The sequence below is a fragment of the Prosthecobacter debontii genome, from assembly GCF_900167535.1.
Taxonomy (GTDB): Bacteria; Verrucomicrobiota; Verrucomicrobiia; order Verrucomicrobiales; family Verrucomicrobiaceae; genus Prosthecobacter; species Prosthecobacter debontii.
Map to the genome: position 1 here is coordinate 20,652 of NZ_FUYE01000013.1, position 12,313 is coordinate 32,964.

12 protein-coding genes are annotated in these 12,313 nt (G+C 56.6%); 3 read left to right on the plus strand and 9 right to left on the minus strand.

All coding sequences use genetic code 11. The features are described from left to right. Together fabG and B5D61_RS17420 are read right to left on the minus strand one after the other, a co-directional pair. The gene (fabG, locus tag B5D61_RS17415; RefSeq protein WP_078814822.1) at positions 1-747 is read right to left on the minus strand and encodes a 3-oxoacyl-[acyl-carrier-protein] reductase; all 747 of its coding nucleotides are present in this window, start codon (positions 745-747) and stop codon (positions 1-3) included. A 58-nt stretch (positions 748-805) separates the two neighbouring features. Next, positions 806-1,189 (minus strand): hypothetical protein, encoded by a 384-nt coding sequence (locus B5D61_RS17420; protein WP_078814709.1) that lies wholly within the window; start codon positions 1,187-1,189, stop codon positions 806-808. Between the two features lie 130 nt (positions 1,190-1,319). On the opposite strand from B5D61_RS17420, the gene B5D61_RS17425 reads away from it, so the two are divergent. Then, on the plus strand, positions 1,320-2,423 hold the full coding sequence (locus B5D61_RS17425; RefSeq protein WP_078814710.1) for an NHL repeat-containing protein: 1,104 nt from the start codon (positions 1,320-1,322) through the stop codon (positions 2,421-2,423). 6 nt (positions 2,424-2,429) lie between these two features. Here the strand turns inward: B5D61_RS17425 and B5D61_RS17430 are convergent, their stop codons facing one another. Then, positions 2,430-3,389, minus strand: a complete 960-nt coding sequence (locus B5D61_RS17430) for an alpha/beta hydrolase (protein ID WP_078814711.1) — start codon at positions 3,387-3,389, stop codon at positions 2,430-2,432. Positions 3,390-3,957: 568 nt separating this feature from the next. On the opposite strand from B5D61_RS17430, the gene tnpA reads away from it, so the two are divergent. Then, positions 3,958-4,413 (plus strand): IS200/IS605 family transposase, encoded by a 456-nt coding sequence (tnpA, locus tag B5D61_RS17435; RefSeq protein ID WP_078814712.1) that lies wholly within the window; start codon positions 3,958-3,960, stop codon positions 4,411-4,413. A 387-nt stretch (positions 4,414-4,800) separates the two neighbouring features. Here tnpA and B5D61_RS17440 read toward each other — a convergent pair whose 3' ends face one another. The 3 genes from B5D61_RS17440 to B5D61_RS17450 all read right to left on the minus strand — a co-directional run bounded on the left by B5D61_RS17440 (position 4,801) and on the right by B5D61_RS17450 (position 7,593). Next, complete coding sequence (locus tag B5D61_RS17440; RefSeq protein WP_078814713.1) at positions 4,801-5,838, minus strand: Gfo/Idh/MocA family protein; 1,038 nt, start codon at positions 5,836-5,838, stop codon at positions 4,801-4,803. A gap of 148 nt (positions 5,839-5,986) precedes the next feature. Further along, on the minus strand, positions 5,987-6,784 hold the full coding sequence (locus tag B5D61_RS17445) for an ABC transporter permease (protein WP_078814714.1): 798 nt from the start codon (positions 6,782-6,784) through the stop codon (positions 5,987-5,989). A 53-nt stretch (positions 6,785-6,837) separates the two neighbouring features. Beyond that, positions 6,838-7,593, minus strand: a complete 756-nt coding sequence (locus B5D61_RS17450; protein ID WP_078814715.1) for an ABC transporter ATP-binding protein — start codon at positions 7,591-7,593, stop codon at positions 6,838-6,840. Positions 7,594-7,747: 154 nt separating this feature from the next. Here B5D61_RS17450 and B5D61_RS17455 point away from each other — a divergent pair, with 154 nt between their 5' ends. Continuing rightward, positions 7,748-9,799 (plus strand): FAD-dependent oxidoreductase, encoded by a 2,052-nt coding sequence (locus tag B5D61_RS17455; protein WP_078814716.1) that lies wholly within the window; start codon positions 7,748-7,750, stop codon positions 9,797-9,799. Positions 9,800-9,977: 178 nt separating this feature from the next. On the opposite strand, the gene B5D61_RS17460 is transcribed toward B5D61_RS17455, so the two are convergent. The 3 genes from B5D61_RS17460 to argF all read right to left on the minus strand — a co-directional run bounded on the left by B5D61_RS17460 (position 9,978) and on the right by argF (position 12,268). Then, positions 9,978-10,790, minus strand: coding sequence for a QcrA and Rieske domain-containing protein (locus B5D61_RS17460; protein WP_078814717.1), 813 nt, complete (start codon positions 10,788-10,790; stop codon positions 9,978-9,980). 30 nt (positions 10,791-10,820) lie between these two features. Beyond that, positions 10,821-11,270, minus strand: a complete 450-nt coding sequence (locus tag B5D61_RS17465) for an acyl-CoA thioesterase (RefSeq protein WP_078814718.1) — start codon at positions 11,268-11,270, stop codon at positions 10,821-10,823. A 98-nt stretch (positions 11,271-11,368) separates the two neighbouring features. Beyond that, positions 11,369-12,268 carry an ornithine carbamoyltransferase gene (argF, locus tag B5D61_RS17470; protein WP_078814719.1) on the minus strand — a complete coding sequence of 300 codons (900 nt, stop codon included), beginning with the start codon at positions 12,266-12,268 and terminating at the stop codon, positions 11,369-11,371. Positions 12,269-12,313: the final 45 nt, after the last annotated feature.

The following is a 12,313-nucleotide window of genomic DNA, read 5'->3' on the forward strand; positions in this document are numbered from 1 at the left end:
TTACATCACCATACCGCCATCCACGGCGAGGACCTGTCCCGTGATGTAGCGGGCTTCACCGCTGGCCAGGAAGGTCGCTGCGGCAGCGATGTCGTCGGCTTGGCCGAAGTCTCCGAGCGGGATTTTTTCCAGCACCGCCGTCTTCACTTTTTCATCCAAGACGCCGGTCATATCGGTCGTGATGAAACCGGGGGCGATGACGTTGGCGGTGACACCGCGGCCTGCAAATTCACGGGCGAGGGACTTGGTGAAGCCGATCAGGCCGGCTTTCGAAGCGGCGTAGTTGGCTTGGCCTGCATTGCCGATGAGCCCGATCACGGAGGCGACGTTGATGATACGCGCGCCTTTCTGCTTCAGCAGGCTGCGCTGGAAGGCTTTCACCATGTTGAAGGCCCCTTTGAGGTTGGTATCCACCACGAAGTCCCAATCCTCTTCACTCATGCGCAGGAGCAAGCCATCTTTGGTCACACCCGCGTTGTTCACCAGGATGTCCACGTGGTCGAAGTCGGCCAAGATCGTCTTGCCCAGTTCAGCAGTGGCGGTGCCATTGGCCACATCCACCGCGTAGCCCTTAGCGGCACCCGGGAATTGGGCGTTGATGGCTTCAGCGGCGGCTTGAGAATTCGCTTCGGTGCGGCTGATGATGGCGACCTTAGCGCCTTCGGAGGCGAATTTTTCAGCGATGGCTTTGCCGATGCCACGTCCGGCACCGGTGACGACTGCGACTTTGTCTTGGAGTTTACCCATGGCGGCATCATGCCGAAGGCGGGCTTTCTGGCAAGGGCGGACCTGATCCTGATCTTCGCTACACGCCATCGAAGATGCTGCCGATGACTGCACCCATGCCTTCCAGGGCCGCCTCCATCAGTTCGGCCGTGGAGGTGGCATCCAGACCTTTGACGATCTCGGCCAGCGTGCGGCGCACCCCCACGACGGCAAAGAAAAAGAAGAGAACCGCCAAGGTGGCTAAGCCCCAGCCAACAGCGGACTCCGATGGGTCAAAACTCAGATAACTGCCGTAGGCCGCAGCGGCTGAAAAACCGCCTAAAGTCCAGCGCCAGAGGGCAGGCAAGAGTTGGACCTTCACTTTGAGCAATTCTTCCTCCCCCAGAGGATGGCCTGCTTTCAAGGCGGCTTTGATGCCTGCTTTTTCAATGCGGGGAAGAAGCTTTTCGGCCTTGGGTGTCATGCGCAGGATTCAACCCACAAGTCTGGAGGCTGCCCATTCCAAAATCAGGTGCTCGTTTCCAACCGTGAGTTGGATTCAACATGAGATCAGCATTCCCTCTCGGAATCATCCACGCTAGAAAACGAACACCATGAATACCCGCCGCCACTTTCTCGCAGGACTCACCACGGCTGCTGCCGCCACTTTCACGGAGACTTTGCGTGCGGCACCGGATCCGAAGAAGGATGTCGTGATCGGGCACGGTCAGCATCGCTATCGCGTGATCAAAGACTGGGTGGCGCCGGGGCAGGGCAGGCATCATCCCATTTTAAACTGCCATGAAATGGTGCAGGTGAAGGACGGGCGCTTGTTCATGATCGGTGATCACTGGGACAATCAGATGCTGGTCTTCAAGCCCGATGGCACCATCGTGGAATCTTGGGGCAGTGTCTGGCCGGGAGGCCATGGGTTGACGCTGAGCCGAGAGAACGGAGAGGAGTTTTTGTTCGTGACCGACAGCGGTTTGTGGAAAAGTGGGGGTGGTGGTTATCGGCAGACGGGGCGGGTCTGTAAGATCGACCTCGCGGGGCGCGAAATCTTTAGCATCAGCCATCCCATGAGCGTGGGGGCCTATGAGCCCGACATGTTCTTTAACCCCACCGAAACGGCTGTCGCACCGAATGGCGATATCTATGTGGTGGATGGTTACGGGTCTAACTATGTGTTGCGTTATGATCGAAATGGTAAGTTCATCTCCCGCTTTGGTGGGAAGGATGGCGTCCCAGAGCAAGAGCGACTCAACAACGCGCATGGCATCGAGATCGATACTCGCAAAGGGGCTGATCAAGCGACGGTGCTGGTGACCTCGCGTGCGGATCATTGCTTCCGCCGTTTCACGCTGGAAGGGAAGTATCTGGAGACGTTGCCAGTGCCTGGTTGCAAGGTGTGTCGCCCTGTCATTTCAGGACAAGAACTCTATGCAGGGGTGTGCTGGTCGCTCGATCCGGTGCGCAGCAAGCTCCCGCAGAACCCTTCGGGTTTTACCGTGATTCTTGATCTGGATGGGAAGGTCATCAGTGCTCCAGGTGGAACCGAGCCTGTGTATGAAGCGGGGCAACTCAAAGCACTCACTCAGGCTCAGCCTGTGATCGATCACGGGCATGATGTCTGCGTGCTGGAAAACGGTGACCTGATCGTCTGCCAGTGGAACGCGTTTCAGACCTACCCGATCAAGCTGGAACGCATTGCCAGTTAGGTGGACTCAGCGGGAAGCGGACATTTTGATCTGCTTCACGTAGTCCAGCACATTCTCCTGGGTCAGGGTCGGTGGGCCGCTGATCCAGCCCAGAGAGGCGAGAAACTTCTCCATCTCCCTGACGGTATCGAAAAAGCGCTCTCGGGATTTGTTCAGACCAAAAAAGCCGTGGCCTTCACCTGGATAGATCACGGCCTCCATGCGCACACCGACGGCGTGGCACATGTCCTGGAATTCCTTGACCTTGTCGGGTTTCAAAATGCCGTCTTCGGAGCCGACCAGGATGAGGCCAGGCGGATCATCTGGGGTAGCCGCTTTCCATGGCGAGATCGGAGCTAGCTTAGCCCTGATTTCAGGGGTGAGTGTTGCGCGTTCTTGGCCATGCAGCAGCGCTGGATTGAAGAGCAGGAGTGCATTGGGCTTCGGAGATACTTTGAGGTCGTCTGATGGGTCATCAGCACCGTCCACCATCCCGACATAGGCGGCTAAGTGACCTCCCGCCGAGCCTCCTCCGGCGGCGATGCGATTCGGATCAATCCCCAGCTCACTCGCATGCGCGCGCACCCAGCGCATGGCCGAGCGCGCATCTGCGGCGGCTTTCAGCGGAATCTCTCCATCTTGCTGGATCAGCCGGTATTGCACCTGCACCACCACCATCCCACGGGTGGTCAGATGATGACCCTGATAATTGAATTGGGAAGCATTGCCCGCTTTCCATCCTCCGCCGTGGAAAAAGACGGCGGCGGGGCGTTTGTCTGAAGCCTGCCAATCCTGAGGCTTCATCACATAGAGGTGGAGATCTTTGCCTTCGATCGTTTTGTAAATCAACGACTCTCCCAGTGGCTGCTGCGGGCCCTTGCTGGCTGCGGCTGCCTTACGCTTGGGTTTCACATTCGAACTATCCTGTGCGGTGAGCCACGGTATCGCGCAGGCCAGCATCGCAAGGCAGAGAAAGGGGCGTTTCATGGTTGGAATGACTGTGAGTGACGGCAGCTGATGCCGTGTATGATAGGGAACGCGATTTTTTAGATCGAATTTCTTCGATTGGGGCAGCTCGTTTGGGAGGGTATCGAGCCGACAAAAACAAGCCTCGTGGTGCGAACCCCACGTGGTTTGGTGAAACGCTTCTCGTTAGCGATTAGTCCAGCTCAGCAATCGTCACCGGTTTGCCGCCCAGTTCAGTGCTCTTGTCGGAGGCGAAGATGACTTCAAAGCTGCGCAGGGATTCATTAAAGCTGGTGAGAGGCATGTCTTTGCCTCGGTCTAACGCGCCAAAGTAAGATGGCCAATTTGAGAGGGTATCCTCCTCGCATGCAGTCTGCGGCTTGTTTTGTGACGCGTTTGTTAGCTGGAACGATACGCCAAAGCCGCAGAGCGGCGACCGTGTCTTAGCCCGGCCTTTTAAGGCCGGGATGTGGTGCGTATCCTCTTGCCTTCTCGTGCATGTCGCAGAGCGACATCCGAACCGGCCGTTGTTTAAGGTGAACGCCATTGCACTCTCGCGAAAGTCAGGATAAGGCTCCAGCCGCATCCTATGGCCGATTCATTTCACAGCCTGACGTATCATCTGATCTGGAGCACCAAGAATCGGACGGCTTGTTTATCAGAGATGCTGCAACCTCGTCTGTGGGAATACCTCGCTGGAATCGCCCATCAGAAGAAAATGCAACCGCTGTGCGTTGGTGGTTGGTTCGATCATGTCCATGCGCTGGTTCGCTTGCCGCCCAATTTGGATGTGAGTAAGGCGATTCAATGGCTCAAAGGCCCTTCTTCCAAGTGGCTTCATGAAACCTTTCCACACGAGCTGGGTGCCTTTGAATGGCAAGATGGTTATGGCGCTTTTTCTGTCAGCCAATCGCAGGTTGGAGAGGTGTTCGAGTATATCAAGAACCAGAGACAGCATCATCGAACCAAAACCTTTCAAGAAGAGTTCGTCGCGTTTTTGGAACGTCATGGGATCGAGTGGAAGCCTGAGTATATTTGGGGGTAACAGGGACCTGATCCAGAGGGTGAGATCGTTGATTGGAGATATGGCGAGGGGTTCGGATGTCGCTCTGCGACATGACGAGGAAAACACGATTTCGTGTGCACAGACCCGGCCTTGAAAGGCCGGGCTAAGACACGGGTTGCCGCTCTGCGGCGCGGTCGATCGACAACCGAGACAAGAAAGAAAAACCCTCGTGAAGCGAACCTCACGAAGGCTTTGAGGATAGGGTGAACGAAGCCAGGCAGCGTTCGGGTCGTAACCCAGCTCGGATACGGGTTGCCGCTCTGCGGCGCCGCTTACGCACAACCCCATACGCAGAAAAGCCCCATGAGATCAGCGTCTCATGAGGCCTGCGGGAATCGAGTCGGAGCTCGTTCCTGAATTTTCTGTTTAGTCCAGCTCAGCAATCGTCACCGGTTTGCCACCGAGCTCAGCGCTCTTATCGGAGGCGAAGATGACTTCAAAGCTGCGCAGGGATTCATTGAAGCTGGTGAGAGGCATGTCCTTGCCCTGGTCAAGAGCGTCGAAGAAGGCTTGGAACTGGTTCTGATAGGGGTGATCATTCACGTCTCCAGAATCGAGCATGTGCATGGACAGGCTGCCCCAGGCTTTTTTGTCGGACTTCAGCTTGTTGGAATGGATCTTATTGTCCAGCAGGCTGCCCTGACTGCCCACGAGATGAGTGTGGAAGTAGTAGGGCTGCAGGCAGTCCACCACGGCGGCGGTTTTACCCACAGCCCCGTTTTTGAACTTCACCAGAGTGACGCTGGTGGTGTCATACTCATAGGGGGCGAAGATCTCGCTCTTGGACTTCGTGCTGAAGCTGGTGACGCTTTCCACTTCACCGGGCATGACCATGAGCAGGGCATCCAGAGCATGGCAGCCGGCGGTGAGAAGGGCGCTGCCGCCGTCTTTCTTACCGATGTTCCAGCGGAACTGACCATACCAAGGGCCGATGCCGTGGTAGTAGTCCACTTCGCCATAGTGAAGATCACCGAGCAGGCCTTGATCGAGGATGGCTTTGGTGGATTGGAATTGGCCCGAGAAGCGGCACTCGAAGCACACGCAGCCCTTCACGCCATTGGCGTTGGCCGCGGCGACGATCTCCCGCACTTCTTGCAGGGAGTTGGCCATGGGTTTTTCCAGGATGATGTGTTTTTTGGCATTCGCCGCAGCCACGGCCTGGTTGCGGTGCTGGCTGGGGTAGCTGGTGATGTCCACCACATGGATGTCAGGGTCAGACATCATGGCATCCAGGTTCTGGTAAGCTTTGATTTCACCCCCATGCTTGGCGCTGAGTTCTGCGCTGTCCAGCGGACGAGAGGAGTAGATGGCGGTGACCTGGGCCTGCTGGGTTGCATTGATCGCGTCAATGTGCGCAGTGGCTGCCCAGCCGTATCCGATGATGCCGACGTTGTATTTTTTCATGAGAGGGGGAATTGCACTCGGAAGTGCGGGGTGAAGTCAATCAATACCCATGCCATAGCCCCAGACTTTCACGCGTGATTCATCACGGGTGCCGGGAATTGATACTTCTGTGAGAAAGCCGGGGATTGGCGGTGAAAAAATCGGCGGACTACTGAGTGGCAAATTTGGTCAGCAGGCCACGCTTCCGGGTCAGGCGCAGGATCCAGAGGAAAAGACCACCAGCTGCGGCTAGGTAGACCAAATTCAGCGTAAAGGCCTGGACTAGCAGGGTTAGGTTCATTGTGCCAGTCCACATCACCTCGCGCATGCCCTCAAAAATGTAAGTGGCCGGGAATGCCCAAGCAATGGGTTGAGACCATGTGGGCATATCGGCCACGGGATAAAACACGGCCACCGCTGGCTGAATGAAAAACGGCACGGCCCAGGCCAGGGATTCGGCGGCCTGTCCCCAGCGCAGAATGAGGGCGGTAGAGATCATACCAAGTGCCCAGCCAAAGAGCATGAGGTTGAGGAAGAACGGCACCAACCACCATTCCAGCACAAAGACATTGAAGGCATAACCAAACCAGGCAATGGATCCCAACACGACACCGGTGACCAAAATACGCAGCACGCCTACGGCAAAGGTCGCCGCAAGATACTCCGAGGTGCGCACTGGGGCGACGAATACGTTGAGAAGATTGCGTGTCCAGACGTCCTCCAGAAAGGAGATGGCGACCCCTTGTTGAGCACGGAACATGATGTCCCATAGGATCATTGCGCCTAACAAGAAAAGGATATCATTGCCAAACTGATGGCTGCTGTTGCGCTGAAGGAATAGGGTTAAATTTCCCCAGACGAGTAGATCCACGACAGGCCAGAAGACCATCTCCACGAGACGCACGGGGTTGCGCGTGTAGAGAAAAATGTAGCGGAGCACCAAGGCCCAAATAACTCTCAAGTTCATATCGATTCAGCTTCCTGTTAATCCTGAAAATCTTGCCGTGTGGTCTGATGTGGTCACGCCTCCAGATCCCCACTGCGGGCGATCTTGATGAAGACATCCTCCAGCGATGTTTCGGAGAACTTCTGCACGATCTGATCGGGTGTGCCTTCGGCGACGATCTTGCCTTTGTGCAGGAAGATCACGCGGTCACAGACTTCCTCGATGTCGCGCATGTTGTGGCTGGTGTAGAGGATGCCGATGTCGCGGTCACTCTGCACCTTGCGCACGACCTTGCGCACCTTGTCGGCGATGTCCGGGTCCAGGCTTGCTGTGGGTTCATCCAGCATCAGCAATTCGGGATCGTTGAGGAAAGCCTTGCACAAATTCACACGGGTGGATTCACCGGCGGAAAGCTGGCCTGTGACGCGGTTTCTCAGATGACTGACTTCCAGCATCTCCAGCAGATCATTGATTTTCTGCTTGGGGTTCTTCACGCCGTAGATCTGGGCAAAGACGATGAGATTTTGCCAGACTTTGAGGTTTCCAGGCAGCGCGACATAAGCCGAGGAAAAGTTGGTCTTCTTGAGAATCTCGATGCGATGCTTTTGCAGAGGCTTGCCGAAGGCAAACAAATCACCGGAGGTGGGAAGGGTGAGGCCCAGCAGGCAATTCATGGCCGTGGTCTTGCCCGCGCCATTGGCTCCCAGCAGGCCTAGGATCTCTCCCCGGTGCAGCTTGAAGGAAAAACGGTCCAGGGCCTTCACTCCGTCGAATTCACGGGTGAGATCGCGGGCTTCCAAAATGACTTCGCGCGTGTCGGTGGCTGACATGGGGCGCGCAGATTGGCGGAGAAAGTGGGAAATGCAAGGGCTGGCCCTGACCTGTGAGGGTGACAAAGGAACTCCCGCTCTTTTATTTTGTCCAAAACCTGTCGCCCGTGGCCTTATGGCCCAACAACCTCATTCCTGACCCAACCGACCCACCATGAAAAGACTCTGGCTCCTTCTCGCCGCCTTCGTGGCGCCTTTACACGCCGCCACGGAATCCGATGTCATCGTTTATGGCGCGACACCTGGGGGCTTCTGTGCTGCGATTGCAGCGGCTCGTGAAGGGGCATCCGTGATTTTGCTGGAGCCGACGGATCATGTCGGGGGCGTTAATACCGGTGGTTTGAGCTTCAGCGACTCCAATCAGACGGTGCGCAGCACGGTGATGGGCCTCTTTGATGAATGGCATAGCCGGGTCGAAAAGGACTATCAAGCACGAGGGATCGAGCTGCCGTATAAGGTCAGCGTCAAAGATCAGAGCAAGTGGACCTATGAACCCAGCGTGGCCATGCGCATCACGCAGCAAATGCTGGATGAAGCCAAGGTGCAGGTGCTGACCCAGCGAGTGCTGAAGAGCACCGTGAAGGAAGGCGCACGCATCACCTCGGTGCAGACGACGAATGGCGAGTTCAAGGCGCGGGTGTTTGTCGATGCCACCTATGAAGGGGACCTGATGGCGGCTGCCGGGGTGAGCTGGACCATAGGACGCGAGGGGAAAAAAGCGTATGGGGAGTCCTACGCTGGGAAACAGTATCCCAAGACAAAGATGCCTATCAACGGCTTCGATGCCGAGGGTAAGCTGCTGCCTTTGCTGACCACCGATGATGCGGGCCCTGAAGAGGATGGCGATCAAAACGTCATGGTTTACAGCTTCCGTCTCTGCGTGACCAAGGAGGCAGCTAACCGTGTGCCTTTCCCTCAGCCTGCGAACTATGATCCCGCTCGTTTCGAGGCGGTGCGTCGTTATTTTGCTGTTGAAAAGCGCCCGCACATCCTTTGGGACCTTTACGAACTGCCTAACAAAAAATTTGATGCGAATAATGGCATCGGTAAACAGTTCTCCATGGGCTTGGTCGGTGCCTGCAACGGCTGGAGTGAGGCCGATGAAGCCGGACGTGCGAAGATCTGGGAGGAGCACAAACAATACACGCTGGAACTCTACCACTTCCTGACCACCGATCCTGCGGTGCCGGAGCATCTGCGCCAGGAGCTGGGCGAGTATGGTTTGTGCAAAGATGAGTTCCCCGCCTATGACCACTGGTCCCCGCAGCTTTATGTGCGTGAAGGTCGCCGTATGAAGGGCCTGTATGTGCTGTCTCAGAGAGACATCTTGGAGCAGCCGGAAAAGGAGGATCCGATTGTGATTTCTTCCTTCCCGATCGATTCCCACGACTGCCAGCGTGTGGCGTTGAAAGACGGCGGGGTGATCAATGAGGGCACCATCATGCCCGTGCGTATTCCTGGTCGCCGACATGGTTATGCCTATCAGGTGCCGTATCGCAGCATCCTGCCTGAGGCCAAGGAATGTGATAACCTGCTGGTGCCTGTGGCGCTCTCCTGCACGCATGTGGCCATCTCCTCCATTCGTGTGGAGCCGACCTGGATGATTCTGGGCCAGAGTGCAGGCATCGCGGCCGCTCTTGCCGCCAAGCAAGACACCACTGTGCAGGCTCTGCCTTATCCAGCGCTCAAGGAGCGTTTGTTGGCTCAGAAGCAGGTGCTGGATCTCCCGATGCTGCCTGAACTGCCACCGGAGCCGAAAGGTCCGGTGAGCATCGCTCCAGCCTCTTTGCCCGGGCTTGTTTTGGATGATGCCCAAGCCGAGTTGGTGGGAAGCTGGAGCAGCTCATCAGGCTTTAAGCCCTACATCGGCACGGGTTACATGCATGATAACCAAGTGGGCAATGGACGATCGAAAGCGATCTTCCGCTTCAAGGCACCTCAAGCGGGCGACTATGAAGTGCGCATGGCTTACTCAGCCCACGCGACACGGGCTCAAAAAGTGCCTGTTCTCATTGTGAGTGGTGGCAAAGAAACGACACTGCTGGCGGATCAAACGCAGCCGCTGCCCAGTGGTGAAGCCTTCCGCAGCATCGGACGCGTGACTCTTTCCCAGGAAGGGGAGAGTACGATTACGGTGAGCAATGCAGGCACGGAGGGATTTGTGATCATGGATGCTCTGCAACTGCTACCTGTGCTGAAGCCCTAAGGTGAGGCTGGCAGGAAGCTCTCAGAGGCTGTCTGAAAAGTCCCACGCAAGGAGCGTGACTTGCCAAAGTCACGGCTTAGGAAATGTCACGTTCTTCCTTTACACCGCGTCCCACGGCACTTGGCAAGTGCCGCTCCTTGAAATTGGACGTGCTGTCAGACTATTTTCAGACAGCCTCTCAGTAAACCTGCACGAGCAACTCCACGAGGTAAAACCCACGTTTCGCTGTCGAGGCCACCCACAAATGACGGGTGGCATCGGCACTTTGAATCACTTGAGACGTATTGATGGCGCCATTGGCTGTCGTGGAGAACATCACGGATGTGGGAGCGGTCTTCAGATCAGGAGTGTAGCTGAGTTTATAAATGCCTCCTTTTCGTGCAGGGAAGCTGAGGCGGAGACGCTTGTTGTTACCGCTGAATGACGCCAGTGTGACTTGGTTGACCTTGAGGTTTAAATTCGGAATCTCAATGTGCAGGTCCCCGTTTGCATACGTTGTGTTGTAGGTCGGCAGGTCTTCTTGGTTATCCATGGCGCCGGTAATGACTCGGCCTTGGATGTCATAAACGGACCCGTGGCAAAGGCATTCAATGGAGGGGACGCTGGCATTGGGATTGTAAGCTTCCACCGTGCAGCCTTCGTGAGTGCAATGCGCACTGACGACATGAAAAACATTCCCCGGAGCCCGGGTGACGAGGATCACCCCATCGGGCACACTCTCCCCAAAAATCGAGAAGCGCATGGAGCCATAGCTGTTTTGCAGCGCCGCATAGCTGCCGATCTTGAGCGTGATGATATTGCTGGAGGCTGTGGTTGGCGAGATATCCGCCAAGAGCTGGCCCTTCCATGCCGACCCGAGAGCCACGGCAGACCCTAAGGCAAAGCGTTTGACCCATTCACGCCGAGACAACAATTCCAGCGATGGGGGTGAACGCTCAGGCTTGGTCGCGTTGCAGGGCCGGAGGCAGGTGCGGCAGGGGGAAGATGACATTCACCCTGGATCATGCCGAAAGCGCAGCGCTTAGTCGAGCTTTAACAACTCTGGCGGAGCGACACTGATGCGCTGGCGAATGCGTTCGGGGATGGGCACCGCTTTCAGTTTGCCATGCTCATCTCGGCGGACGCTGGCAGCGACGAGTTGACCCACGGCGCTCAGCTCGCCGTTCTGTTTCCAGAAGCGGATGAGATAACGAATCGTCTTGCTGCGAATCTCCACCACGAGAAGCTCCATGGTGAATTCTTCTTCAAAGACCAGCGGGGCTTTGAAATCGCAGGAGACATGCACACGAGGCCAGCCGACACGCTCCTCGACGGGGATCTCGGCGGCTTTGTCCCAGATGGACATGCCTAAGGCCCGGAAGAAGTCATGCTCCACCCGCTCCATGTAGCGGAAGAAGTTGGAGAAATGAACGATGCCCGCCATGTCCGTATCGGCGAACTGAACTCGGTCGGTAAAGGTATGGCGGTGCATGAAATGAAAGTAGCCCAGTTGCGCTGCAACTGTTCGATGGAGAGGAGTGACGCAGAATGATGAAATGAAAGCCAGTTGCGGCGCAACTGGCCTACAATTTACGCTTCAGCCACGGCCACCAGCACGGCTTTCTGGGCATGCAGGCGGTTCTCGGCTTGGTCGAAGATGACAGGAGCCTGAAACTCGAGCACTTCTTCGGTGATCTCCTTGCCGCGATAGGCAGGCAGGCAGTGCATGACGATGGCCTCTGGCTTGGCGTGCTTCATCAGCTCGGCATTGATCTGCCAGGGGCGCAGGGTTTCGATGCGGCCAGCGGCTTCTTCTTCCTTGCCCATGCTCACCCAGACATCGGTGTAGATGGCGTCAATGCCTTCCACCGAGACCTTGGGATCATCCGTGATGGTCACGGTGTTGCCAGGGATCTTGGCCATGAAATCCGCCGCAGGCTGGAACTCTTTTGGTGCCCCGATGACCAGCTCAAAACCCAGTCGGGCACTGGCCCAGATCCAGGAGCGAGCGACGTTGCAGTCGCCATCGCCGAGGAAGCTGACGCGCTTGCCTTTCCAGCTTCCAAAACGCTCGTTGATCGTCTGGAGGTCGGCCAGGATCTGGCAAGGATGCTCATCGTCGGTCAGGGCGTTGATGGTGGGGATGCCGCTGTATTCGGCAAAGTCCACGACATCCTGCTGAGCGAAGGTGCGGATGATGGCTCCATCAATCATGCGGCCCAGCACACGCGCGGTGTCCTTGATCGGCTCTCCACGGCCTAACTGAATGTCGGCACTGGAGAGGAACATGACCTGACCACCGAGCTCGCGCACACCGACCTCGAAGCTCACCCGAGTGCGGGTGGAAGACTTGGAGAAAATCAGGGCCCATTGCTGTCCGGCTAACACCTGAGGAGACGATTTGCGGTTCTTCTTCAGGACGGCGGCTTGTTCGAGCAAATGTTCGATTTCGGCTCCACTGAGCTGCTCGATGGAAAGGAGATGTTTCATGGGGAAAGGGGAGTTTCTTTGAACAGAATTAACAAGATGACAGGA

Bases quoted from the DNA above. Each gene is read 5' to 3' on its own strand.
- B5D61_RS17440 (WP_078814713.1), bottom strand. From the start codon at position 5,838: ATGAAAAAATACAACGTCGGCATCATCGGATACGGCTGGGCAGCCACT.
- argF (WP_078814719.1), bottom strand. From the start codon at position 12,268: ATGAAACATCTCCTTTCCATCGAGCAGCTCAGTGGAGCCGAAATCGAA.
- B5D61_RS17450 (WP_078814715.1), bottom strand. From the start codon at position 7,593: ATGTCAGCCACCGACACGCGCGAAGTCATTTTGGAAGCCCGCGATCTC.
- B5D61_RS17455 (WP_078814716.1), top strand. From the start codon at position 7,748: ATGAAAAGACTCTGGCTCCTTCTCGCCGCCTTCGTGGCGCCTTTACAC.
- B5D61_RS17460 (WP_078814717.1), bottom strand. From the start codon at position 10,790: ATGTCATCTTCCCCCTGCCGCACCTGCCTCCGGCCCTGCAACGCGACC.
- B5D61_RS17420 (WP_078814709.1), bottom strand. From the start codon at position 1,189: ATGACACCCAAGGCCGAAAAGCTTCTTCCCCGCATTGAAAAAGCAGGC.
- B5D61_RS17430 (WP_078814711.1), bottom strand. From the start codon at position 3,389: ATGAAACGCCCCTTTCTCTGCCTTGCGATGCTGGCCTGCGCGATACCG.
- B5D61_RS17425 (WP_078814710.1), top strand. From the start codon at position 1,320: ATGAATACCCGCCGCCACTTTCTCGCAGGACTCACCACGGCTGCTGCC.
- B5D61_RS17445 (WP_078814714.1), bottom strand. From the start codon at position 6,784: ATGAACTTGAGAGTTATTTGGGCCTTGGTGCTCCGCTACATTTTTCTC.
- fabG (WP_078814822.1), bottom strand. From the start codon at position 747: ATGGGTAAACTCCAAGACAAAGTCGCAGTCGTCACCGGTGCCGGACGT.
- tnpA (WP_078814712.1), top strand. From the start codon at position 3,958: ATGGCCGATTCATTTCACAGCCTGACGTATCATCTGATCTGGAGCACC.
- B5D61_RS17465 (WP_078814718.1), bottom strand. From the start codon at position 11,270: ATGCACCGCCATACCTTTACCGACCGAGTTCAGTTCGCCGATACGGAC.